A 23,634-nucleotide genomic window follows, 5' to 3' on the forward strand; every position below is an offset into this window, starting at 1 on the left:
GGCAATGTTCTCTACCCTCTGGCGTTACAAAACCCTTTGCCTGACAGTACTGCTAACCGCGGGGCTGTACCTGCTGTATCTGAGCAGCCTAACCCCTGGCCAGCGCTGGCGTGAGCCCAACCCGGTGCAAGGTGTAGCGCCGCAGCAAGCCGGCCCGCTGCTGCAGGTCAGCTCGCATATTCGCTACAGCCCGCGCCCGCCTGACCCTTATCCTTACCCAATACCCCTGGGCCAGCCCGGGCCGCATATACCCCTGTACAGTGGCGGCCTCAGCTATCCGTTGTATTGTGACTTCAACCAGCAACAGCTGCCGCCACCGCTGGTCGACAACCAGCAAGGCTTTGGCGTGGCAGTGCAACAGCAGGGCAAAACCCTGGGCTACAGCAAAGACTGCCTGCAGCCAGCCAGCCTGCAATACTTTTACATTACGGCCGATGGCGCAATCAGCCACTATCAGCAGCAAACCGTTACCGCCGATGCGCTGCTGGTGCGGCTGGAACTGGGTACCATTAACCGGTTTTTCTATTACCTGTTGATGCCGGTGCAGCTGGCAGAAATCACTGAACGCAACAGCGCAGCGCTGTGGAATGGCAAACTGATTTACCAGTTTCACGGCGGTGTGGGCATTGGTTACCGCCAGGGCTATCTCCGAGCGGAGCGGCTGATCAGTGAGCGCTTGCCGCAGTTACGCCAGGGCTTTGCTGTCGCCAGTGCCAGCATTAATAAAACCAGCTATGGCTATAACTTTTTACTGGCTGAAGATACCGCCAGCCGGGTGAAACGCCAGTTTATCAGCCTGTACGGCCAGCCCCTTTATACTTTGGGGATCGGCGGCTCCGGCGGCGGTATCGCGCAATATCTGCTGCTGCAAAACAATCCCGATTTGCTCGACGGTGGCATTGCGCTCTACAGCTACCCGGATATGCTAAGCCAAACCCTGTACGCACTGGACTGCGATTTGCTGCACAACTATTACCACTTTACTGCAGTTGATAAAGCCCGCTGGCAGGATCTGGGCCAGCGCCAGCTGCTGGAAGGCCTTAGTGTTACAACTGAGCACCCGTTAAAATTTGCTCCGCAGGTGGCGCTGGCTCAGCTAAGCGCAGGGATTTGGCCCAGCCTGCCGCATGGCGCCAGCCAGTGTCATAATGCCTGGCTCGGCTTAGCATCGCTTATCCATAACCCTCACCAGGGAAAGCTGAAACGGCTGACCACCGATCCGCTACTGGCGCAGGTAAACTGGAGCTACTGGGGCAATATGGCCGATATCTATGGCCGCGACAGCCAGGGTTTCGGCCATAGCCTGTGGGATAACCACGGCGTGCAGTACGGCTTACGCGCTTTAATCAGCGGCGAGCTTAGCGTGGCAGATTTTATAGCGCTAAATGCCGCTGTTGGTAGCTGGCGGCCACAGGCAGCAATGCGCCCAGAGCAGATCAATTATCTGCCATTTCTCGGCACACCGCTGTGGCGCAGTGCTTTTGGCCGGCAGAATATTATCAGCAGCACCAGTGCTACCCCCGCAGCACGCTACAGTGCAGATCAGGCCGCAATCACCCGAGCCTATCGCTATGGCCAACTGTTTCTGGGCATGACCGACAAACCCATTATCGACCTGCGCCACTATCTCGACCCTGAACTTGATATGCATCATCTGGAACCGTCGTTTGCCGCGCGCAAGCGTCTCATCCAGCGCAATGGCCATGCCGGCAATCAATTAATCTGGGTAAGCCATCCCGACTATACGCCAACGGATCAGGCTGTGGCGTTAATGGATATGTGGCTGACAACAAACCAAAAACCAACGCTGGCCGTTGATCAGTGTTTTGCGGCAGATGGCCGCGTGATCGCCGCAGGCGATACTGTCTGGCTGGACAATGGCGACTGCAGCACCCATTACCCGCCATTAAGTAACAGCCGGCTGCAGGCTGGCGCCCCGGGTCATGGTTTAATGTTCAGCTGCGCTTTAATCAGCGTCGAACAGGCGATTGCCCGGGGTATCTACCACACTGTGGATATGCAGCCCTATGCGGCAGAGCTACGCGCAGTATTTGCCGACGGTGTTTGTGATTACAGCATGCCGGACCAGGCCATGCCTGCCGACCTGACGTTTCCCTACTGACTGGCAGCGACTGACCGGCTCACCTGCTTAGCCAGCGCCCGGGCGGTGGTCCACTTGCCGCCCGAAACCGTTAACAGCTGGCCTTGCCAGTTCAGCTGATACTCGCGACTGGCCTGACTGGCATTAGCGGTGCCACCCAGTAGCGGCCTTACGCCGGCGAAATCTGCCAGCACCTTGCTGCTATCCACTGCCGGTCGAAAATAGTGGTTATAAACCGTCAGCAAATAGTCGCGCTCAGCAGCCGAGCATTGAATGGGCTCTGCCAGTTGCTGGCGCACTTCCGTGGTACCGAGCAGGGTGTTACCCTGATAAGGCAGTACAAACACAATTCGTGCTTCGCCCGGTACTTCCAGCATATGGCCATAGCGGCTGATCGGCGGCAACAACAAATGACTGCCGCGCACTAAATCCAGCGGTTGCTCTGGCAAACCGGATTGCTGTAATAACTGCTGACTCCAGGGGCCGGCAACATTAATCACCCGATCAAACTGTTGCCAACCGCTGGCCAGCAACACCCAGCCATCGGCAGTTAGCTGCAGTACCGGTTGGTTTTCATAAAGCTGTACACCGGCTTTAGTACATTGTGCTGCCATCCACAGGCCCAGTTTCTGATCGTCCATCTGGCCGTCAAAAAACAAGTAAGCACCTGTTAAGCCATCCGCCTTTAACTGCGGCGAGCAGCGCAAGGTTTGTTGCGGCGTCAGCCAGCGATGGCGGCCGATGCCCCTGCGCCCGGCAAACGCATCATACAGCCACAAACCTACTTTTAACTGCCAGCGGGCGCGGTGGGAATCAGCATAGATCGGATAGAGAATGGGCAAACGCCGGGTTAACTGTGGCGCCTTTTTTAACCACCAGCGTCGCTCCTGCAGTGCTTCACGCACCAGGCGAAACTCACCCTGCTCCAGATAACGTAAGCCTCCATGCAATAACTTAGAGGAAGCACTGCTGGTGGCAGCCATTAGTTTATCCCGTTCAAACAAGCTAACCTGGTGGCCAGCCAGCGCGAGCTGCCAGGCACTGGATAAGCCGTTAATGCCGCCCCCTACTATCGCCAGCTTCATTAGTACTCCTTAAACTTATTTAGGTTACAACTTGTCTGGTGGCGAAATTACTGACTAAACTGTGCCGATAACCGTTGTTTTTTGTGGTAACGGCTACTGAGGATCACGGTAGCCCGCCAATGTGGCTCTGATGCTCAGTGTTAGACAATACAGATTAACTGATGACGGAGCATACACAATGAAAACATGGTTAAATGGGTATTTTTTATTAACACTGCTGTTATTGCTGGCTGGCTGCAGCGACCCACCGCAACTGGACGCCGTAAAAAAACAACTTGCTGCCGAGATCCCGCAAGGCTGGCAGGTGACTAAATTTAAGGTTGAAGCCAGCGAAGACGCTGGCAGCAAGGTCGAGCCGTTATGGCAATACCGGATTGCCGCCAGCATAGCCCCGCAGGAAAATCTGCACTATAGGGTTGGCAGCTTACTGGACACCGATATTCTGGAAATTGCTCAGAAGAAAAATCAACAGTTTCAATTGCATGGCATAGCTTATTCTGCCCTGGATGGTGGGCAATGGCGCAGCCGGCTCGATTTACAAAGTGTGCCGCCGTTTCGTGCTGGTCAGCCGGCCAGCGCTTTCAGTGGGCAACATGTAGTGCAAGGCAGCTCGGGTTATAAGAAACTGTTAAAACAGGCAAAAGCGGCCTTAACCGAACAGCAAGCTAGAATTGCGGTTGATGAAGAGCAGCTGACGAAAGGTATCGCCCGCTACAATGAGCTCAACCGGGAGTTGCAGGAAAAAACGCGTCTTTCTGCAGAACATCTGGCGACCTTGCAACAACAGTTTTCACAACAACGTTCTGAATTACAGCAACACGTCAGTAGCCAGAGCCGGGAATTGAGCAGTCAGTTACAAGCAGAGCGGCAACAACAAACCGCCCTGTTTAAACAAGAGTATGATAAAAAAGTGGCGGAGACCGATGCTCAGCACCGGCTGGCCAGTGCCGGCTTTGCTGCAGACCGCACCCGCGCCCGCGAAAACCGCCAGATGGAACGCAACAAACTACGAGACGCCTTTGCGGCCGATACCAGCAATGCCCGCCAAAATATGGCCCGTGCCGACTATACCGTTTATAAAGCGCAATCAGACGAAAAGCTACGTTTGGCCTATCAACAGGTAGAGAGTCAATACCAGGCGCAATTGGCCGGGATAAAAAAGCAAGAAGACCTGCACAATGCCACCCGACGCAACGCGCTGGATAGTTTGACCGCGGCGTACCGGCAGCAGGTTGCTGCACTGAATGAGCAACAAAGCAGCCTGAGCAATACCGCCCGCGCTGAACTAAACCAACAACAGCAGGATACCCGCACTAAGCTCGACAGCGAATTGCAGCAAGCGCGTAATAGTCATCAGGCGTTATTGCAGGACAATAACCGCCAGTTATCAGAGCTTCGGGGACAACTGGACCGGCTGCAACGTCAGGTAAGTGAGGCTAAAAACAAGCATGGTCAGCAAAGCCAGTTACTGGCGCGGTTAGAGAGCAAGCCAGGCAATTAATTTAACAGCACCAAATCGTTGCGGTGGATCACTTCTTCACTTGGGCAATAACCCAGCACCGCAGCGATATGGCTGCTGTGCAGCCCTTTAATTTTGCTTAGCTCCTGCGCGCTGTACTGGCTGATACCTTTGGCTAGCGGTTGCTGTGCATGATCAACAATCATGATAGCATCGCCTTTATCAAAATGGCCACTGCTGCTGACGATACCACTGGCCAGCAACGATGCGCCTTTGCCTTGCAAGGCGGCACTGGCACCGGCATCCACCGTAATCACGCCGCATTGCTTTAGGGTATTCAGGATCCAGTGTTTTTTAGCGCTCAGCCGGTCTTGCTGCCGGCTGAAGTGGGTACCAGCCGTGCCACCAGTCAGTAGCCGCTCAAAACTGGTCGCATCCTGACCATTAATAATCAGGGTATCAATACCAGCTTTGGTGGCTTTTTCTGCCGCCTGAATTTTGGTCAGCATGCCGCCCGTGCCAATAGCATGATGGCTGCCGCCTGCCATCGCATAAATAGCGCTGGTTACCTGTGCTACTTCAGCAATATGCTGCGCCCCGGGGTCTAATCTGGGGTTGGCCGTGTACAAGCCGTCAATGTCCGAGCAGATCAGCAGCACATCAGCATCAACGACTATCGCTACCAGCGCCGCTAAGTTGTCGTTGTCACCCAGTTTTAATTCTGCCGTTGCCACCGAGTCATTTTCATTAACGATGGGCAGCACATGATTGGCCAGCAAGGTACGCAGAGTGTTATCAATATTCAGGTAGCGGCGGCGGTCTTGCAGATCGGCATGGGTCAGTAAGATCTGAGCACAGTCAAAATCGAACAGCTGGCTCCAGCTGGCCATCATCCGGCTTTGCCCGACCGCCGCCATAGCTTGTTTTATATTAATAGGCAGCGGCTGTTGTTTGGCCAGAATGGCATTGCGCCCCGCAGCAACGCTGCCGGATGACACCAGCACCACTTCTTTGCCTGCCAGCCGGCACTCGGCAATAAAGCGGGCAATGGTAAGTAAATAGCGGGTAGAGCAGCCCTGAGCAGAAGGCGCAATCAGGGCACTACCTACTTTAATAACGATCCGACGCCAGGAAGAAAAAGCCATAACACACTCCCGCACAATAATGGCAGCAGCTTAAAGTTCAGGCGTCTATATGTCTATTAATTTTTTGCGCTAACGATCGCCACATCGCATTCACCGGCAGTCAGGTGGGTAAAGTTACCATAGGCAGCAATAACCAGCTCCTGCTCAGTGTAACGACGCACATGCCAGCTGACCTGACCGCTACCAAAGGCAGGGTGATCAATCACAAAGTTACCCATGCGCTGGCGAATATTGTAGTTAAAAATATCCTGACGCTGGCCTTGCTGGATATGTTGGGTCATTTGATGCTCAGCAAAAACCCAGGTTTTGCTCAGCGACTCGTCCCGATACACGGTGCCATCCAACACTTTAGAGGTACCCAGCTCACACCAGCTGCCACTAAGGATAGCTGTAGGTTCCTTCACTGCCTGCTCACCAAACAACATATCAATCCGCGCCTCAGTACCTGAGACACAAGGCGAGCCCTGAAAAACCACATTGCCATCTTCTGCCGTGCATTTAAACACGGCAGCACTCGCTGCCTGACTCAGCCCTAAAAAAAATAACAAACAAAAACAACGAATTATAATTATCATTACAGTATGTCCTGATTGTTCTGCACTACGGGCTACGTTTTATCGCACCCAAAACCCGCTTACCTTACCCAAAAATGCAGCGAAAGGGAATTCTATTTACATTGCATCTACATGAATTAGGCTGGCCTGGCACAATTAAGCATTTAATTAAGTTCAGCGCCAATTCAGAGAACAGTGCTAAGCTGTGGCTATAATTAAAAGGAGTCCGTTATGAAGTTAGCCTCTATTGTTGTTACCACCCTTGCTGCCAGCCTGATTTTAGCCGGCTGTGCTGACCAATCTAATGCCACCAAGGGCGCCGCTATAGGTGCAGTTGCAGGCGCCATTGCCGGTAAGGCAACCGGTAACCATAAAGATAAAAGGCTGGTAATTGGCGCAGCAGTGGGTGCGTTAGCCGGCGCCGCTGTCGGTAGTTATATGGATAACCAGGAAAAAGCGCTGCGTGAAGAGCTCAGTGGCTCTGGCGTCAGAGTAATACGTGATGGTGATATTTTAAAACTGGATATTCCGGCGCAGCTGACATTTGATATTAACCGCTCAGATATTAAGCCTAACCTGTATCCGGTGTTTAACGACATTGCTAAAGTATTGCGTGACTATGAAAAAACCATGCTGGTGATTGCTGGCCATACTGATGATACCGGCCCGTATCAATACAATATGAACCTGTCACTGGCCCGGGCTGATGCTGTTAAAAATTACTTAATGGCGCAAAACGTGCAATCTATCAGGTTAGAAACTCAGGGTTATGGCCCTAATTACCCTGCTGTTGCCAATACCTCTGAAGCTAACCGCGCCCAAAACCGCCGGGTAGAAATTCATATTGAGCCTATTGTTCAATAACTGTTTACACTAGTCATCATACCAAAAGGAGCCTCAGGCTCCTTTTTTTACGTCAAAAAAACATTACACCACCAACTTAACCTCTACCCCATTATTTTTACAAAATACAAGTTGTTAGCTATGCTGATGCTGTTTGTCTGTTTTATGACAACAAACTCCAACAAAGCGTGCGCTAAACCCGCTGGTTGCCGGGCTTAAAAGCTGTAGCCGGCTAAGCAACACCCAGCATGTTTAAAACAATTACAATAAGGAACAGCTTTATGCGAACAACTTATACAAAGTTAAGTTTAGCTATTACCAGTACCCTGCTATTTAATGCACCACAAGTGCTGGCACAACAAGCCGAGACGGCCAATGTAGAGCGGATCGAAGTAACCGGTAGCCGGATAAAACAAACCGAGCTGGAAGGCAAGAGCCCGGTGCAAATCCTGGATCGGGATTTTATTGACCGCTCAGGCTTATCTTCAATCGGCGATATTATTCAGAATATAACCGCTTCAGGTTCTGCCCTGAATACCAAATTTAATTCCAGTGGTAACTTTGGCTTCCCTCCAGATGGCGGCGGCGTAGGCGCCGGCGCCACGACTGTTGACTTGCGTCATTTGGGTGCCAAACGGGTATTGGTACTGGTAGACGGTATCCGCTGGGTAAACGAAAGTTCAGCATCAGGTGTCGGTGGGGTAGTCGACTTAAACACCATTCCGCTGGCGATTGTTGAACGCATTGAAGTACTGGAAGATGGCGCATCTTCCATCTACGGCTCGGATGCCATTGCCGGGGTCGTTAACATTATCACCCGCAAAACCGACGACAAAGCCCGCTTTACCAGCCGGGTTGGCCAGTTTACCAAAGGTGATGGCAAAAACATGGACTTCGAGCTGAGTTTTGGCGGCAGTAACGACAAACATAGTTATTTTATTGCGGCCAGCTACAACGAGCAGGAAGAAGTTAACGCCAGTGATCGTAGTCGCTCCAGCGTGCCTGTACCGGGCACAGGTGTCGCGTTGGGTAGCTCTGCCATTCCTGCCGGACGTTTTCTGTTTACTGACCCGAACACCGGCGCTAATCTTGATTTAGTGCCAAATGCCGGCATTAGCAATCCACAGTATGACCCAGCTCTGGGAGCCAGCTGTAACCGCACCGATGATTTCCATTGCTTTACCAATGACGACCGCTTTAATTTTGCTACCTATAATCTGCTGCAAACCCCGAATAAGCGTATGTCGCTGTATACCCAGCAAACCTATCAGTTAGCTGACGATACCAGCTGGTATTTGCGAGCACTGTATAATCAACGTAACAGTGTCAACCAGGCTGCACCAGAGCCGTTTTTTATCGGCACAGCCGCACCCACCAACTTCTGGGCAGATAACATCACTATTGCTGCAGATAACCCATACAACCCTTTTGGTTTTGATTTAATCAGTACCGGTCCGGGTGCCAATCTGGCCCTGGCGGGTCGCCGGCCATTGGAGGGTGGGCCGCGACGCTTTGAACAAAAAGTTGATACTTTTTACATTGCTACCGGCATGGAAGGTCAGTTTACTGCAAGTGGTCAGCCAATTTACTGGGACATTAACGCGGCATACAGCACCAACCGCGCCCGTCAGGATAACTACGGCAGTTATAACGCCCGCCGTTTGTCAACAGCATTGGGCCCCTTAGCAACTTGTCAGGCCGATCCAAACTGTGTACCACTGGATATCTTTGGTGAAGGTAGCATTACCGCGGCCATGCTGAACTACATTCAACCGATAGTACGCGATAGCAGTGAAAATAAACTTAGCCTGTATTCGGTCAATCTGACCGGTGATATTATTGAACTGCCAGCCGGCCCGCTCAGTTTTGCCAGTGGCTGGGAGTTCCGCAAGTATACCGGCGAGTATAACCCTGACGGTTTAACAGTTTCCGGCGAGTACAATGGCGTGGTATCACTACCAACCTCAGGCTCACTGGATGTCAATGAACTGTATCTGGAGCTGAGTGTTCCGCTGCTCAGAGATGCCGCCTTAGCCGAGCAACTGGATTTAAGTCTGGCCACCCGCTACTCTGATTACTCCACCTTTGGCTCTGAAACCACCAGTAAAGTGGGCATTCGCTGGTTGTTATCCGATGAAATGTTACTACGCGGCAGCTGGTCTGAAGGTTTCCGCGCACCCAACATTGGTGAGCTATTTGGCTCTGCCAGTGGCTTTGATGCCGTCATAGCAGACCCATGCTCTAACCCCGCCAATAATACTATTACAGCCAACTGTTCTACCCTGGGTGTGCCTGTCGGGTATCAGCAGCCAAATCCGCAAATTGGGGTTATTACTGGTGGTAATCGGAATCTGGAACCGGAAACCTCGACCAGTTATAACCTGGGTGCGGTATATAGCCCGCAATTTGCCGCGCAGCAAAGCTGGTCAGAACGGCTGGATATCGGTGTCTCCTGGTATCAGCATGAGCTGAAAGGTGCTATTCAGGCGCTTGATGCGCAAACCCAACTCAACTTATGCGTACAAACGCTGAGCAACACATTCTGTAATGGCATCAGCCGCAATAACCTTGGCGCCATTAACAGTTTTAATAATGTATTGACCAATATCGGCCAAATTGAAACTTCAGGTTTTGATTTTGATATTAACTGGCTGTTACCGGCAGCAGAGCATGGTCAGTTTAGTGTTAACTGGCGCACAACTTATGTCGAAGACTATAAGGTACTGGATGCCAATGGCGTGCGCCAACCGAAAACCGTCGGCATTGAAGTGAACAATAGCGGTATACCAGAGTGGAGCAGCAATCTGGCAGCGAACTATAACTTTGAAGCCTGGCGGGTAAGTTGGACCATGCGCTACACCAGCGAACTGATAGAAGAATGTGGCGGTGCCGCCAGCTTTGCTATCTGCGGCAACACCCCTCTGGTCGGCTCAAACAAACTCGGCAGCACAACCTTTCATGATGTGCAGCTAAGCTGGACTACTGACGCCATGTTCTCAGGTTTGCAACTTAGCCTGGGCATCAACAATGTGTTTGGCAAAGAGCCACCGGTGTGTTTGTCATGCTCACTGAATGGCTATGATCCCTCTACTTATGATATGCCTGGCAGTCGCTTCTGGTATCTGCGGGCCTCTATTACGCTATAAAAATACACTGGCGGAGCTTGCTCCGCCTTTTGCTACAGCCGTTACGACCAGCGGCCGTCAAAAAGCAAAAAGCCCGCGCTACTGCGCGGGCTTTTTTAACGTTACAATAATTAATTAGAGGTTTGAGCGTATTGCCGCTCCAGGGTAACTACCTGCGCCTGCAAACCGCGTAACGTCGCGCGCTCGGTGCTAATCCGTTCGGCATAACGTTGTTCAGTTCGCTCAATTTTCTGCGCAATGGCCGTAAGCTCTTCTGCCCGCGGGAAGCTGCGCCGCAGTTTATATTGCTCAGATTTAAGCTCGTCCACTGCCTGCGTTCTTTCCTGTTCCAGTTTGGCTATCTGAAACTCAACAAAACGGCTTCGGCGCTTAACGGCATCGACCTGCTGCCGGAACTCACCTGGCGTACCAGACAAAGCCGTTCCTACCGGACGCATATCTAATGCTTCAGCATTATCAGCACAAGGGAACTGGCTAAACTCGACTACGCCGTTCGTGTCACATTTATACACCGTCGCCTGCGCTGAAAAAGCCCCAAAAAACAATAACGACAAGTATCTCATATTACTTCACCTTTGTTATGAGCAATAAATGTACAAAAGCCTTGCCAATTAAGCAAGTGATGTTTGTTATTTATTTTCGGCGTTCAACTGGCGCAAAGCTGCTTTGTCTACTTCAGCCACGGTTTAACTGGCTTCCAGTGCTTTGCGCATAAAATTGGGTAACGCACTGGCCGCTTTATGAATGTCTACATTGTAATACTCGGTAGCAAAAGGTGCTTGCTGGGCATCGGCTTCACGAAAGCCATTAAACGCCGCACCTTTGCGCGCCAGAGTGCAAGTCCACCAACCTGACGGATACACCATCTGCGGGAAGTTCAACGTTTGCAACGCCGCAAAGCCAGCATCGCTCATGGCCTGGCGCATGGCCGATAGCAGTGGCATATGAATTAACGGCGACTCACTTTGCTGCACTAAAATGCCACCAGCGCGCAACGCTTGCAGGCAACTGGCATAAAAGGCGCGGTTAAATAAGCCTTCACCTGGGCCAATGGGGTCGGTGGAATCGACAATAATCACGTCAACTGATTCAGTAGGTGCTTCGCGCATAAACTTAATACCATCAGCAAATTGCAGCGTTGCCCGCGGGTCGTTGTTGGAGGCGCACAGTTCCGGAAAGTATTTTTCTGCCATCCGGGTAACCTGTTCGTCAATATCAATCTGGGTGACGGTTTCAACCCCGGGGTGCTTTAATACTTCACGCAGGGTGCCGCAATCGCCGCCACCAATAATGACTACGTTTTTCGGATTAGGATGGGTAAATAACACCGGATGGCTCAGCATTTCGTGGTACAAAAAGTTATCGCGGCTACTGAGCATAATCACGTCATCAATTACCATTAAATTACCGAAATGACTGGTTTCGTACATCGCAATTTTCTGAAACGGCGACTGAACTTCGTCCAGTTTTCTGGTAATGGCCAGGCCAAAGACGCTGCCGCTGTCGGCAAACACTTCGGTTAACCACTTTTTGTCATCAAATACTGACATCTTTATTCCTCTTAAACGTATAGGTCGCATATTTTGCCTGTATGGGCGGCAACAAACAAATTTTTATCGTTTTTTGCTGCAGCTGAGCGGCATAGGCTTTACACTATCTGACAGAGAAATTTTTAAGGAATCGTAATGGCTGATTGGGGTATTGAAAAAGCACGTTCAATTTATAACGTGGCTGTGTGGAGTGAAGGCTATTTTGATGTGAACCAGGATGGCAACTTAATTGCGTATCCGGATCAGGATCACAGTAAAGCCGGCATCAGCTTCCCGGAGTTGACCAACCGCTTTAAAGAAGAAGGCCTGACTCTACCGGTACTGGTGCGCTTTACTGATATTCTGCAGCACCGGGTTGATACCCTGATTAAGTCATTTAGAAATGCGAAAGCCGAAAAAGACTACCAGGGTCAGTATACCGCCGTTTACCCGATTAAGGTGAACCAACAGTTTTCAGTGGTAAAACGGTTAATCAGCCACGAAAGCGGCAAAGTAGGTCTGGAAGCTGGTAGTAAGCCAGAGCTGATGGCCATTTTGGGCGTGACCGAAAAGCCGCTGCAAATTGTTTGTAACGGCTATAAAGACAGCGAGTTTTTGCGCCTTGCTACCATTGGCCAGATGATGGGCCACACCGTGTATGTGGTGGTGGAAAAGCTGTCTGAGTTAAAAACCCTGCTGCGGGAAATTGATAACTTAGGCGCGGCACCACGCATTGGTATTCGCATTCGCTTAAACTCGGTTGGTAAAGGCAAGTGGCAAAATACCGGCGGCGAAAAAGGTAAGTTTGGCCTGACCGCTACCCAGGTGCTACAGGCCATAGATGTACTGCGCGCCGCTGGCAAACTGGATTTGCTGCAACTGGTGCATTTTCATATCGGATCGCAAATTGCCAATATCCGCGATATTCACAATGCCATTCGCGAATGTGCCCGCCACTATGCAGAACTGCGTACCTTGGGTGTGCCTATTACCACTGTTGATGTGGGTGGCGGTTTAGGGGTCGACTACGAAGGCTCGAAGTCGCGCTCGGCCTGCTCCATGAACTACACCATGATGGAATATGCCCGCAATGTCGTTAACGGCTTAAAAGAAGTGTGCGACGAGTACGACCTGCCGCACCCAAATATTATTACCGAGTCGGGCCGGGCGATGACGGCTCACCACGCAGTGCTGGTAACCGACGCCATTGATATTGAGCGGGCGCCAGGCCTGGTGAATTTACCTGAGCCAAGCGATGATGCCCCCACCGTTATTTTAGGTTTATGGGAAGCCTATCAGAACGTTACCCCGCGCTCAGCGGTAGAGGCGTATCATGATGCCATTCACTACTTTACCGATGCCCATGCCCAGTATGTGCATGGTTTGCTCACCTTGCAGGACTGGTCGCTGCTGGAACAAATTTACTTTGCTACCATTAACAAAGTGCGGGCCAACCTGGATTTATCAGCGCGCTCGCACCGGGCAATTCACGATGAGCTGAATGAAAAACTGGCCGACAAATTATTTGTTAACTTTTCCTTATTTCAGTCGATGCCGGATGCCTGGGGTATCGACCAGCTGTTTCCGGTAATGCCACTGGAACGGATGAACGAATCACTGGAACATCGGGCTATTATTCAGGATATTACCTGCGATTCGGACGGCCAGTTAAAAAGTTATGCCGATGGCAATGGTATTGAATCAAGCTTGCCGCTACCCTTTTACAAAGAAGACGAGCAGTACCTGCTGGGCATGTTTATGGTTGGCGCCTATCAGGAAATTTTGGGTGACTTACATAACCTGTTCGGCGACACCGATTCAGTACACGTTGAACTAACCGATGATGGCGGTTACAAGCTCACTAACATCATTAAAGGTGATACCGTCGCCGACGTACTGCGCTACGTGCAGTTTGACGCGACAAAGCTGTTAATGTCATACAGTAAACAACTGGCGAAACTGGATATGAGTAGCGAGCAGAAAGATGCCCTGCTGGATGAACTGAAATCTGGTGTTTATGGTTATACCTATTTCGAAGATTAAGCTAGAATAGCCACTGATCGGACAAGTGCAGAGCAGCCAATGGCTGCTCTGCTTGTCTTAAGCTTATTTCCTGTTGCCAACCCCGGCAGCACTAAATAATCAGGTGCGTTATGTTTGCATTTTTACCCAAGCCTATTGTCGGCGTGTTGTCGGTGTTGCTGTACTTTATCAATACCCTGTTCTGGTTTGTGCCGGTTGTTATTTTGGCTATCTTAAAACTGCCCCCTGTTAGTCGCTGGCAAAGCTGGATGACCTACCTGCTGGATGCCTGCGCGGTTGCCTGGATCAGCCTGAACAACCTGACAACCCAGATGTTTACCCGTATTCGCTGGAATGTGCAGGGGCTGGAGCAGCTATCGCGCAAAGACTGGTATCTGATCTTAGCCAATCATCAGTCCTGGGCCGATATTCTGGTGCTGCAGAATATTTTTAACCGCAAAATCCCCTTTATAAAATTCTTTCTGAAAAAAGAGCTGATCTACGTACCCTTGTTGGGCATTTGCTGGTGGGCTCTCGATTTTCCCTTTATGAAGCGCTACAGCAAGAAGTTTCTGCAGAAAAATCCGCAGCTGCAGGGAAAAGATATTGAGACCACCCGTAAGGCCTGTCGTAAGTTTCAGTTTAAACCGACCACTATTATGAATTTTGTTGAAGGTACCCGCTTCACCAAACAAAAACATGATCAGCAGCAATCGCCATTTAGCCGTTTATTAAAACCCAAGGCCGGCGGCGTGGCCTTTGTGCTCGGCGCTATGGGCAGTCAGCTGCATAAAATGCTGGATGTGACCATTCATTACCCGCAGGGTATCCCGACGTTCTGGGATTATATTTCCGGTAAAGTTCGTGATATAACGGTGCAGATTAAGATATTGCCAATCAGTAATGATTTAATTGGCGACTATAACGACCCGGTTTACCGCGAGCGGTTTCAGCAGTGGGTTAACCAGTTATGGCAGCAAAAAGATCAGGAGTTGGCCGCATTAGCGCAAAAAGGAGTAGGCTGATGTTAAGTGTGTTACCAGGCTGGTTACTGTTACCTATCAGCTTTAGCTGTTTTGCCCTGAACCTGGCATTCTGGGGCTTAGTGGTGACGCCTATTGGTATTGTTAAACTGTTGCTGCCTTTTAAAGGCGTGCACCGTCTGTTGGCGATGGCCGGGCGCAGCTGCTTTCGTGGCTGGACCATTGTTAATACTGGTCTGATTAATGTATTTAATGATGTTGACTGGCAAGTCAGTGGCGAGCAAACACTGGATCGGGAAAGCTGGTATTTACTAATCGCCAACCATAAAAGCTGGCTGGATATTCCGGTTGTCAGTGGCTTTGCGCACAGGCTGATACCTGAACCAAAGTTTTTCTTAAAAGATCAGTTAAAATGGATTCCTTTTTTAGGAACTGGCTGCTGGGCGCTGGATATGCCCTATATGAAACGTTACAGCGCCGCCACCCTGGCTAAGCACCCGCATTTAAAAGGCAAGGATATTGCGACCACCCGCAAATCCTGCGCTAAGTTTGTAACGGTACCCACTACCATTATCAATTTTGTTGAGGGTAGCCGCTGTACCGAGCAAAAGCGGCTGGCCAAGCAAAGTCCGTTTCAATACTTACTGCCGCCGAAAGCCGGCGGCATTGCCTTTACCCTGGCCAGCATGGGTGAGCAGTTTAATGCTATTTTAGATTTAACCTTAATTTACCCGGACAACCCGCAACACGTGGCTTTAGATATGCTAATGGGCCGCTTAAAAAGGATTGTGATCAAGGCAGAGGTGCTGGCAGTAGACGAGCAGGTGATGGGCGACTACTTTAATGATCCGGTCTTTCGGGAACACTTTCAGCAATGGCTTAACCAGCGCTGGCAAGCAAAAGACCAGTATATTCATGATTTTTATCAGCAACAGCAACAAGCCCGCAGCGAGCAACAACTGGCCTGCTGATGCCGCGGTTCAGCATGCTGCTCATCACTTACTGACGCCAGGCCTGTAACAGCAAATTACGCGGTGTCACCTGATAATCACAAAACGCGTTTAACTTTACCTGATAGCCTTGTTGCTGCAGGTATAAAGCGCGGTCCAGCACCAGCCACAGTTCCAGTGGCCTGCGAAACAGATGCCTTACCAGTTCAATGCGCCGCACCAAAGCCCCATGCACTGCCCCTTGTTGTAAATAATACTGCCAGTCTGGCGAGGCTGGCAGGCAAAGCTGATGCTGCGTAGCGGCCCAGCGGGCAAAGTCAGCAAAATCGCCACTAAACCAATGTTTCGCTACTGACGATAACGGCCGGTAGTCAGGGTCGCCCGTAAGCTCGGCACGCAGCGCCTGATAAGCCAGCCGCCATTGCACTTCGGTGTGGCGCAGCTTCTCAATACGGGCTCCCGCCGTCACCTGGCCCTGCACCGCCAGCTTTAAATCGTGCTGGCTCAGCGTTAAATCTTGTTGCTGGGCCGTCACCGATAACGGCTGATAATACTCGTCAGGGATTAAATGATAGCAACAGGGCACCACATGCAATTGCTCGCAACCGGTGGCGCTGGCCTGTTGCAGTAACTGAATATGCAACTGGCCACAGGCATGCAGCGCCAGTACCTGTTGTTGTGGCGCTAATACCGCACTGCCCTGGGCCGTTAGCACATCAGCATGCACAAAGCGTTGTGGAATATGAAACTGGGTGGCCAATGCGCTGCCAGCAACACAGAGCTGCTGTTGCCATTCAATACTGGTTACTGGTCGGTTAAACTGCCAGGCCAGCAGGCGGCCTAAGTGACCTTTACCGGCGCACCATTCCAGCATCGGTAACTTGCTCGGTGGCAACTGCTCAGCGAACGCCGCTATTTGCGCCAGCTTGCGCCCGCCAATGCCATTGGCCAGCCAGAAAGGTAGCGGTTTCAGTTGGGCAGTAGCCAGCGCAGCAGTGGAAAACTCCGGGCTTGCTACTGTCAGATAAGTATCGAGCTCAAATAAGCCACTGAAAAACCCGGCAAAGTGCTGTTGCTGCAATAGCGGGTTTTGGTCAATGTCTGCCAGCTGCTGCGCTGGCAGACTCATTAGTTTTTCTGCCAGTGCGCTGTTATGCCAGGGCAGTTGCTGGCAGGCAAAGGGCACCAGTTGCCAGTAAGCCTGGTATTGCTGCAGCAAGGCGCTACAGCGGATAAAAGCCTGCTGCAGCCCCGTATTGTCGGTCATTAGTACAATAGGCTATACAGTTTACGCCGGTACTGGCTGGCTACCGCATCGCCTTTGGGTAGGGCTGCCAGAATATCCAGATACAGTTTCTTGCTGTCACCGAAGTTAAGATCTTGCTGCAAGATACCCAGTAACAGCGCCAACGCTTCTTCACTGCGCTGCGCTGCCTGATACTGCACTGCTAATTGCTCTTTAATGTTGCTGTCATCGGGTTTGGCTGCCAGTTGTTGCTCCAGTGCCCGGATTTCCGGGGTGTCGGCTGCTTCCAGTGCCAGTTCTAATTTGGCCAGCACCGCTTTATAAACACTGTCCTGATCAGCCAGTTTCACTTCGGCCAATAATGCCTGCGCCTGCGGTAACTGGCCCAGGCTAACGGCGGTATCGGCCAGCCAGACTTTCAGCTCAGCGCGCTCAGGGGCTAACTGCAGCGCCTGTTTAAATAGCGGATAAGCTTCGGCCGGATTTTGCTCGGTCAGAAACTGCTGCGCCTTACCGATAAGTTCATCCTCTGGTTTGGGTAAATAAGGCTGCAAGCGAGCCATAATGGCTTGTTCGGTTTCCACGCCGGCAAAACCGTCTATCGGCCGGCCGTCTTTAATCAGCATCACGGTGGGCAGCGACTGCACGCCGAACTGCATGGCTAAATCCTGCTGCTGGTCGCAATCTACCCTGGCCAGCAGCAGTTGCTGCGGGTAACGCTGCACTATCGCCGTTAAAATGGGGGCCAGTTGCTGACAACCTTCACTGCGGGCTGAATGGAACTGAAACAGCACCAGCTGGGTGTTCGATTGCTCCAGCACCTCACGGGCATTCTGGAGAGTGACATCAACGATGGGGCTTTGCATAACTGACAGGTCCTGTATTTCGCCGTAATGGCCATACTATGTGGTCGGAAGCGTTATTTTACAAGCATTGAGCAACTCACGGCAAATCCGAAAAAACCATCGACTTTCGTTGTCACATCCCGTAAATTATCTGAGCGTTCAGATAATACGACTTCAACAGAAGCAATAACAAGAACGTCATAGTGACCAACCCGTCCACGTAGCAAACAGGCAGTGCCATTTCGCGCACTGCAGAATTTGACGCTAATGCTGAATTTTCAGCGTTAGACATACGCTTTTGCTATAAAAACTATGAGACAACACCATGACAAGCCAAACGAAACAAACCGAGATGTTATCGGGTGCCGCTATGGTTATCCGGGCGCTGGCCGATGAAGGGGTAGAATACCTTTATGGCTATCCGGGGGGCGCAGTACTGCACATTTATGATGCGTTATTTCAGCAAACCAAAGTAAAACATGTACTGGTGCGCCATGAACAGGCCGCTACCCATATGGCCGATGCGTATGCCAGGGCTACCGGTAAAGCCGGCGCGGTGCTGGTCACGTCCGGCCCCGGCGCCACCAATGCCGTTACCGGTATTGCCACGGCCTACATGGATTCGATCCCGATGGTGGTGCTGACAGGCCAGGTCATGAGTCATTTAATTGGTGACGATGCCTTTCAGGAAACCGATATGTTGGGTATTTCACGACCGATTTGTAAGCACAATATGTCGGTGCGCCGGCCGGAAGATATTCCGGCCATTATCAAAAAAGCCTTTTATATCGCGCAAAGCGGCCGGCCCGGCCCGGTGGTGATCGATATTCCAAAAGATATGACCATCCCCAGCCAGACTTTTCCGTACCTTTATCCCAGTGAAGTAAAGCTGCGCTCGTATCAGCCAAAATTAAAAGGGCACAGTGGCCAGATTAAAAAGGCCATTACAGCGCTGTTAGCGGCAAAAAAACCGATACTGTATGCCGGTGGCGGGGTGATCATGGGCGGGGCATCGGCGGAGTTGACTGAACTGGCGCAGCTGCTGAACTTACCGGTCACCAATACCTTAATGGGCCTCGGCTGCTACCCGGCCAGCGACAAGCAATTTATCGGCATGCTGGGCATGCACGGCAGCTATGAAGCTAACCAGACTATGCACCACGCCGATTTAATTCTGGCAGTCGGTGCCCGCTTTGATGACCGGGTAACTAACAACACCAAAAAATTCTGCCCCGATGCCACTATTATTCATATTGATATCGACCCGGCCAGCATCAGCAAAACCATCAATGCTCATATTCCGATAGTGGGCCTGGTACAACCGGTGCTCAGTGAAATGCTGGAACTGCTGCAGCAAAAGAAGAAAAAACCGGACAGTGCGGCCTTAAAAAAATGGTGGCAGCAAATAGACGAGTGGCGCGCAGTGCACGGTGGCCGCTACGACAACGCTGCACCACAGTTAAAACCGCAATATGTCATTGAGCAGGTAAGTAAAATAACCAAAGGCAATGCCTTTGTTTGCAGTGATGTTGGCCAGCACCAGATGTTCGCTGCCCAGTATTATGGCTTTAACAAACCCAACCGCTGGATTAACTCCGGTGGCCTTGGCACCATGGGCTTTGGCCTGCCGGCGGCAATGGGCGTTAAACTGAATTTCCCCGATGCCGACGTGGTCTGTGTCACCGGCGAAGGCTCGATTCAGATGAATATTCAGGAGTTATCAACCTGTAAGCAATACGGCTTAGCGGTAAAAATTATTAACCTGAATAACGGCTATTTAGGTATGGTGAAGCAGTGGCAGGATATGAACTATGAGTCACGCTATGCCAGCTCATATATGGACTCCCTGCCCGACTTTGTCAAACTGGCGGAAGCTTATGGCCATGTAGGCATTCGGGTAACCGAACCCGAGCAACTTATTCCGGCGCTGGAGCGGGCCTTTGCCCTGAAAGATCAGCTGGTATTCCTCGACATTCATATTGACCCGAAAGAGCACGTTTACCCGATGCAAATTCCGGGTGGGGCCATGAATGAGATGTTTTTAAGCAAAACAGAGAGGACTTAACATGCGACATATTATTTCTGTACTGCTGGAAAACGAATCAGGCGCCTTAGCCCGGCTGGTAGGTTTATTTGCCCAGCGCGGTTACAACATTGACTCGCTAACCGTGGCCGCCACTGAAGATGCGACCTTATCGCGCTTAACCCTGGTTACCCATGGAAATGATCAGGTGATTGAGCAAATTACCAAGCAGCTGCATAAACTGATTGAAGTGGTAAAACTAACCGACTTAAACGACTCGCCGCATCTGGAGCGCGAGCTGATGCTGATTAAAGTTAAAGCCAGCGGCGCCCAACGCGATGAAGTAAAACGCTGTGCCGACATTTTTCGCGGCCAGATCATCGATGTTACCGCCAGCACCTACACCGTGCAGTTAGTTGGTACCAGCGATAAACTGGATGCCTTTATCCAGGCACTGGCCGGCACACCCATTCTGGAAGTGGTGCGCAGCGGTGTGTCAGGTATTGCCCGCGGTGAAAAGACCCTGGCGTTGTAAGGCGCTATTTCCACAGCATGGTAACGATATCATGCTGTGGGATCCTGCTGCATTTACATTGAACAGGTACAATGTTATTTTCGGCTGCTAGCCATTAAGGAGCCATGACAGCCAATGCTTTTTTTCCGCGTCATTTTCGTTGTTAGCTGCTTTGCCAGTAACCTTAGCTATGCGAACGACAGTTTGCCACCGGTATTAAACAGTTATCCAAAGTGTGAATACCCGCTGCTCATGCAGGCTAGAGCCTCTGATAAAGCCATTGTCATGGAAGATAATATTGAAGACGCAAAACAAGCCCTACTACAAAACGCGATTATTAAAGTAAGGCAGCAGGCAGCTGCAGCTGGCGCTGACGCAGTTATTTTGACCGAGGTTCAGGGGATCATGGGCAACAGTCAGTCTCTCAGAACCATCAGGCATTCCGGCTTCGAAGTAAAATATAGCCTTACAGGCGAGTTAATTTCCCTGTGTCAGGAAGACCTTTCATTACCCACAGTCTACACACCTTACAGCAGTGCAGGTGTTCGCCAAGGTCAGACCCAGCAGCAAGCCCTGGCCACCAATATACAGTTTGAAATTTCTATACCCGTTAAAAACCAGCAAGCCAGCGAGAAACTGCTGCCACTGGCGGAAGCTATCTCGCTAACACAAGGGTTTTATGGCGCTGAACCCGGCATGAGCACCGAGCAAGTACAGACGTTATTTGGCACGCCTGACGCCGTGCTGACCCTGAAAAATAACAACATGGCGTGGATTTATGGTCAGGAGCATCTGGTCATCTTTGCTGGCAGCACTGCCGTTGCTTTTCAACAGAGCAACCATATACTGTCAGCAGAGATTAAAATGCGTCTGGTCGAAAACCTGCGCTTTCAGCAGCACAACTGGCAACTTGATAACCGTTTTGGTCGGCGCACTGCAATCGCAGATATTAGGGCCTTTTATCAGGAGCAGCTCATTCAACTGGATCAATATCAATTTGCCCTGCAGCGGAAGGATCGCCAGTTAATCCTTGAGTTTGCTCCCTATCTGGATGTAAAGAGTAGTGAAAACCAATTACAGCTGGTTAATATCAGCCTGCTGTCACGCCCGGTTGCTCTCGAAAAAATACAGCTGAAGTTACCCTCGCCTGACGAACTAACGTCGCTGAAAAGCAGCCTGGCGAAATTGGCCACATTAGCAGCAGCAGGCTCTTTTACCATTCCCCAAAATACTATTTTTAATCGAATTCAGCTACGGGATGGTAATGAACTTAGTGTGTTAACACCAACCCTGGCCGTGAGCTATCGTAATGGTAATATTGCCGGCCTGCGCGTTACTAACATTATTAACGATTATGCAGTCAGTGATATTCAACAACAGCTGGCATTGCTGGCGTTGCCAGCTAGCCGGGATGACTTTATGGCGCAGTTTCCTGATGCTTTTGACAGCCTGAATCAACTGACCCTGTACGGTGATAATGTAGAAATAAAAGCCACTTACAACAATGAGGGCCTGCTCGACAGCCTTAATATCAACTGGTACTAAGGCGTGTTGAAATGTTCACGACAACAGCCCGCTGAACCAGGCTAAGAACAACAAAGCAAAGCCGGTCAGATACAACAGCCCCGCCCAGCTCAGTAGTTTCAGTGGCCAGCTTAAACCCATATCACCTTTGCCCGTCATCAAACTGTAGTTCAGCCAGGCGAACACCGGGGTGGTTAAAAACGCCAGGGTCATAGCAAAGGTGAGCAAAGGGCCAAGGGCGGCCTGGAAGAACAAAATCAGCGCCATGCCACTGGCCGCCTGCAGCAGCAACCAGCCACTCAGGCTGGCGCGGTTGTCCGGCTGTTGCCAGCCCAGCAGCGTGCACGACTCGTTCAGGGTGCGGGCATAACCATCCAGCACGGTGATGGTGGTGCCGAACATACATAGAAAGGCTATCAGTGCTACCAGTGGCCTGGCCCAGTCGCCAATAGTGCTGGCATACATGCCAATCAGTTGCTGGGCAAAGGCCGCCCCGGCCATGGCGATATCCTGCTCGGAGCCGTATTGCACCAACGCCCCCAAACTGACAAACACTAATGCCAGCGCAGCGGTAAGCCAGTAACCCAGATTAAAATCGAACAGCCCCTGCTCACGGCTAATGGTTTGCTGGCGGAGTTTAGCTTTAAGCCACAACGAACTGATGGCAGATATTTCAATTGGCGCCGGCATCCAGCCCATTAACGCCACCAAAAAGCCCAGCGATACCAGTTGCCAGGGCGAGGGGCCGGCAAAATCGGCCGGGGCATTACTGCCGTTACTTACGGCAATAATCACCGCCGCGACGGTGGCCACCGTTAACAGCAGCATAATCAGCTTGGCCACCTTATCCAGCGCCCGGTAATGGCCCAGCAACAAAATGACTAAACAGACAGCCAGAATTAATGCACAAAGCAGCGGTACCGCTACCGGCCAGGGCAGCGCATAATGCAGTAAGCTGGCCGTCAGCAACAGCACGCCGGCGGTATTAACCACAGCGGCAATAATATTTAAGCCGATAAAGCTGTAAAAGTAGGCTTTACCCTTGCGCTGATAGCCCTGCAACAAGCTTTCATTGTGCTGCAGGGTGTATTGCACCCCAAACCGGAAAAATGGATATTTTAGAATATTAACCAGTAAGATCAGCCAGATAAGCTGCCAGCCATATAAGGCACCGGCCTGAGTAGAGGCCACCAGATGTGAGCCACCAATAGCGGCGGTTGCCATTAATATACCCGGGCCTAATGCCTGCAGGCGGCCTCGCCAACGTTCGCGCCAACCTTGTTGCTGAACTTGCATAGTCTACACTGCTTATTGTTATTTGTTGCCGGCTAGCTTAGCCTAAGCAAATTAACGATGCAGCAACAGTTTGCCTACCCTGGCAAACAATACAAGGTTAGCACTATGCAGGATGAACAGCTCGATCAGGCCATGTTGTTTGAAGTGGTCGAAAACCAATTAGCCGACAACTACCCCAGCGAAGTAAAGGCTACCCTGATGCGGTTGCGGATGACCGGCAGCAGCTATGATGATGCTATTGCCATGATAGCCTGCGCCCTGGCGCCGGAAATGGTCGATGTGATAGAGCACCAGCAAAGCTTTAATTTGGCGCGCTATGTCAGCCATTTAAACTTATTACCACAAACGCCCTGGCTGGAGGAAAGCTAA

19 protein-coding genes are annotated in these 23,634 nt (G+C 51.1%); 11 read left to right on the forward strand and 8 right to left on the reverse strand.

All coding sequences use genetic code 11. From position 1 onward, the window contains the following. Positions 1–4 precede the first annotated feature (4 nt). The gene (locus WG68_RS11740) at positions 5–2,122 is read left to right on the forward strand and encodes a DUF6351 family protein (RefSeq protein WP_046557889.1); all 2,118 of its coding nucleotides are present in this window, start codon (positions 5–7) and stop codon (positions 2,120–2,122) included. Here the strand turns inward: WG68_RS11740 and WG68_RS11745 are convergent. After that, a complete protein-coding gene (locus WG68_RS11745) occupies positions 2,116–3,186 on the reverse strand; it encodes a glycerol-3-phosphate dehydrogenase/oxidase (protein ID WP_046557890.1) in 1,071 nt (356 codons plus the stop codon). The two genes, WG68_RS11740 and WG68_RS11745, sit on opposite strands and share 7 nt — an antisense overlap. 178 nt (positions 3,187–3,364) lie before the next feature. On the opposite strand from WG68_RS11745, the gene WG68_RS11750 reads away from it, so the two are divergent. Next, a complete protein-coding gene (locus tag WG68_RS11750; RefSeq protein WP_046557891.1) occupies positions 3,365–4,687 on the forward strand; it encodes a coiled-coil domain-containing protein in 1,323 nt (440 codons plus the stop codon). Here WG68_RS11750 and proB read toward each other — a convergent pair. Beyond that, entirely contained in the window at positions 4,684–5,790 is a 1,107-nt protein-coding gene (proB, locus tag WG68_RS11755) for a glutamate 5-kinase (protein ID WP_046557892.1), read from the reverse strand. The genes WG68_RS11750 and proB overlap by 4 nt on opposite strands. A 56-nt stretch (positions 5,791–5,846) precedes the next feature. Continuing rightward, positions 5,847–6,365 carry a DUF4124 domain-containing protein gene (locus tag WG68_RS11760; RefSeq protein ID WP_046557893.1) on the reverse strand — a complete coding sequence of 173 codons (519 nt, stop codon included), beginning with the start codon at positions 6,363–6,365 and terminating at the stop codon, positions 5,847–5,849. A gap of 210 nt (positions 6,366–6,575) precedes the next feature. On the opposite strand from WG68_RS11760, the gene WG68_RS11765 reads away from it, so the two are divergent. Both WG68_RS11765 and WG68_RS11770 read left to right on the forward strand, forming a co-directional pair. Further along, positions 6,576–7,208 (forward strand): OmpA family protein, encoded by a 633-nt coding sequence (locus tag WG68_RS11765; RefSeq protein ID WP_046557894.1) that lies wholly within the window; start codon positions 6,576–6,578, stop codon positions 7,206–7,208. Positions 7,209–7,468: 260 nt separating this feature from the next. After that, positions 7,469–10,333: a TonB-dependent receptor plug domain-containing protein gene (locus WG68_RS11770; protein WP_152663086.1), complete on the forward strand. Its 2,865-nt coding sequence runs from the start codon at positions 7,469–7,471 to the stop codon at positions 10,331–10,333. A gap of 110 nt (positions 10,334–10,443) precedes the next feature. On the opposite strand, the gene WG68_RS11775 is transcribed toward WG68_RS11770, so the two are convergent. Both WG68_RS11775 and speE read right to left on the reverse strand, forming a co-directional pair. Beyond that, on the reverse strand, positions 10,444–10,896 hold the full coding sequence (locus WG68_RS11775) for a DUF4124 domain-containing protein (protein WP_046557896.1): 453 nt from the start codon (positions 10,894–10,896) through the stop codon (positions 10,444–10,446). A gap of 123 nt (positions 10,897–11,019) precedes the next feature. After that, positions 11,020–11,883 (reverse strand): polyamine aminopropyltransferase, encoded by an 864-nt coding sequence (gene speE / locus WG68_RS11780; RefSeq protein ID WP_046557897.1) that lies wholly within the window; start codon positions 11,881–11,883, stop codon positions 11,020–11,022. Positions 11,884–12,018: 135 nt separating this feature from the next. Here speE and speA point away from each other — a divergent pair, with 135 nt between their 5' ends. From speA to WG68_RS11795, 3 genes are all read left to right on the forward strand, one after another. After that, entirely contained in the window at positions 12,019–13,905 is a 1,887-nt protein-coding gene (speA, locus tag WG68_RS11785) for a biosynthetic arginine decarboxylase (protein ID WP_046557898.1), read from the forward strand. 110 nt (positions 13,906–14,015) lie between these two features. Then, on the forward strand, positions 14,016–14,909 hold the full coding sequence (locus tag WG68_RS11790; RefSeq protein ID WP_046557899.1) for an acyltransferase: 894 nt from the start codon (positions 14,016–14,018) through the stop codon (positions 14,907–14,909). Continuing rightward, positions 14,909–15,838 (forward strand): acyltransferase, encoded by a 930-nt coding sequence (locus tag WG68_RS11795; RefSeq protein WP_046557900.1) that lies wholly within the window; start codon positions 14,909–14,911, stop codon positions 15,836–15,838. Before WG68_RS11790 ends, WG68_RS11795 begins: the two co-directional genes overlap by 1 nt. A 28-nt stretch (positions 15,839–15,866) precedes the next feature. Here WG68_RS11795 and WG68_RS11800 read toward each other — a convergent pair whose 3' ends face one another. Both WG68_RS11800 and WG68_RS11805 read right to left on the reverse strand, forming a co-directional pair. Then, positions 15,867–17,084, reverse strand: coding sequence for a methyltransferase (locus tag WG68_RS11800; RefSeq protein ID WP_046557901.1), 1,218 nt, complete (start codon positions 17,082–17,084; stop codon positions 15,867–15,869). Further along, positions 17,084–17,929: a tetratricopeptide repeat protein gene (locus WG68_RS11805; RefSeq protein ID WP_046557902.1), complete on the reverse strand. Its 846-nt coding sequence runs from the start codon at positions 17,927–17,929 to the stop codon at positions 17,084–17,086. The genes WG68_RS11800 and WG68_RS11805 overlap by 1 nt, the downstream gene beginning before the upstream one ends. A gap of 304 nt (positions 17,930–18,233) precedes the next feature. On the opposite strand from WG68_RS11805, the gene WG68_RS11810 reads away from it, so the two are divergent. The 3 genes from WG68_RS11810 to WG68_RS11820 all read left to right on the forward strand — a co-directional run bounded on the left by WG68_RS11810 (position 18,234) and on the right by WG68_RS11820 (position 21,990). Continuing rightward, a complete protein-coding gene (locus WG68_RS11810) occupies positions 18,234–19,973 on the forward strand; it encodes an acetolactate synthase 3 large subunit (protein ID WP_046557903.1) in 1,740 nt (579 codons plus the stop codon). A gap of 1 nt (position 19,974) precedes the next feature. Further along, entirely contained in the window at positions 19,975–20,466 is a 492-nt protein-coding gene (gene ilvN / locus WG68_RS11815) for an acetolactate synthase small subunit (RefSeq protein ID WP_046557904.1), read from the forward strand. Positions 20,467–20,580: 114 nt separating this feature from the next. Further along, a complete protein-coding gene (locus WG68_RS11820; protein ID WP_046557905.1) occupies positions 20,581–21,990 on the forward strand; it encodes a hypothetical protein in 1,410 nt (469 codons plus the stop codon). 15 nt (positions 21,991–22,005) lie between these two features. Here WG68_RS11820 and WG68_RS11825 read toward each other — a convergent pair whose 3' ends face one another. Then, entirely contained in the window at positions 22,006–23,265 is a 1,260-nt protein-coding gene (locus WG68_RS11825; RefSeq protein ID WP_046557906.1) for an NRAMP family divalent metal transporter, read from the reverse strand. A gap of 57 nt (positions 23,266–23,322) precedes the next feature. Between WG68_RS11825 and WG68_RS11830 the strand changes: the two genes are divergently transcribed. Further along, positions 23,323–23,634, forward strand: coding sequence for a hypothetical protein (locus WG68_RS11830; RefSeq protein WP_235357726.1), 312 nt, complete (start codon positions 23,323–23,325; stop codon positions 23,632–23,634).

The organism is Arsukibacterium ikkense (genome assembly GCF_000987775.1).
Classification (GTDB): domain Bacteria; phylum Pseudomonadota; class Gammaproteobacteria; order Enterobacterales; family Alteromonadaceae; genus Alishewanella; species Alishewanella ikkense.

Excerpts from the sequence above, each read along its gene's own strand:
- WG68_RS11740 (WP_046557889.1), top strand. The coding sequence starts at position 5 with ATGTTCTCTACCCTCTGGCGTTACAAAACCCTTTGCCTGACAGTACTG.
- WG68_RS11745 (WP_046557890.1), bottom strand. The coding sequence starts at position 3,186 with ATGAAGCTGGCGATAGTAGGGGGCGGCATTAACGGCTTATCCAGTGCC.
- WG68_RS11750 (WP_046557891.1), top strand. The coding sequence starts at position 3,365 with ATGAAAACATGGTTAAATGGGTATTTTTTATTAACACTGCTGTTATTG.
- proB (WP_046557892.1), bottom strand. The coding sequence starts at position 5,790 with ATGGCTTTTTCTTCCTGGCGTCGGATCGTTATTAAAGTAGGTAGTGCC.
- WG68_RS11760 (WP_046557893.1), bottom strand. The coding sequence starts at position 6,365 with ATGATAATTATAATTCGTTGTTTTTGTTTGTTATTTTTTTTAGGGCTG.
- WG68_RS11765 (WP_046557894.1), top strand. The coding sequence starts at position 6,576 with ATGAAGTTAGCCTCTATTGTTGTTACCACCCTTGCTGCCAGCCTGATT.
- WG68_RS11770 (WP_152663086.1), top strand. The coding sequence starts at position 7,469 with ATGCGAACAACTTATACAAAGTTAAGTTTAGCTATTACCAGTACCCTG.
- WG68_RS11775 (WP_046557896.1), bottom strand. The coding sequence starts at position 10,896 with ATGAGATACTTGTCGTTATTGTTTTTTGGGGCTTTTTCAGCGCAGGCG.
- speE (WP_046557897.1), bottom strand. The coding sequence starts at position 11,883 with ATGTCAGTATTTGATGACAAAAAGTGGTTAACCGAAGTGTTTGCCGAC.
- speA (WP_046557898.1), top strand. The coding sequence starts at position 12,019 with ATGGCTGATTGGGGTATTGAAAAAGCACGTTCAATTTATAACGTGGCT.
- WG68_RS11790 (WP_046557899.1), top strand. The coding sequence starts at position 14,016 with ATGTTTGCATTTTTACCCAAGCCTATTGTCGGCGTGTTGTCGGTGTTG.
- WG68_RS11795 (WP_046557900.1), top strand. The coding sequence starts at position 14,909 with ATGTTAAGTGTGTTACCAGGCTGGTTACTGTTACCTATCAGCTTTAGC.
- WG68_RS11800 (WP_046557901.1), bottom strand. The coding sequence starts at position 17,084 with ATGACCGACAATACGGGGCTGCAGCAGGCTTTTATCCGCTGTAGCGCC.
- WG68_RS11805 (WP_046557902.1), bottom strand. The coding sequence starts at position 17,929 with ATGCAAAGCCCCATCGTTGATGTCACTCTCCAGAATGCCCGTGAGGTG.
- WG68_RS11810 (WP_046557903.1), top strand. The coding sequence starts at position 18,234 with ATGACAAGCCAAACGAAACAAACCGAGATGTTATCGGGTGCCGCTATG.
- ilvN (WP_046557904.1), top strand. The coding sequence starts at position 19,975 with ATGCGACATATTATTTCTGTACTGCTGGAAAACGAATCAGGCGCCTTA.
- WG68_RS11820 (WP_046557905.1), top strand. The coding sequence starts at position 20,581 with ATGCTTTTTTTCCGCGTCATTTTCGTTGTTAGCTGCTTTGCCAGTAAC.
- WG68_RS11825 (WP_046557906.1), bottom strand. The coding sequence starts at position 23,265 with ATGCAAGTTCAGCAACAAGGTTGGCGCGAACGTTGGCGAGGCCGCCTG.
- WG68_RS11830 (WP_235357726.1), top strand. The coding sequence starts at position 23,323 with ATGCAGCAACAGTTTGCCTACCCTGGCAAACAATACAAGGTTAGCACT.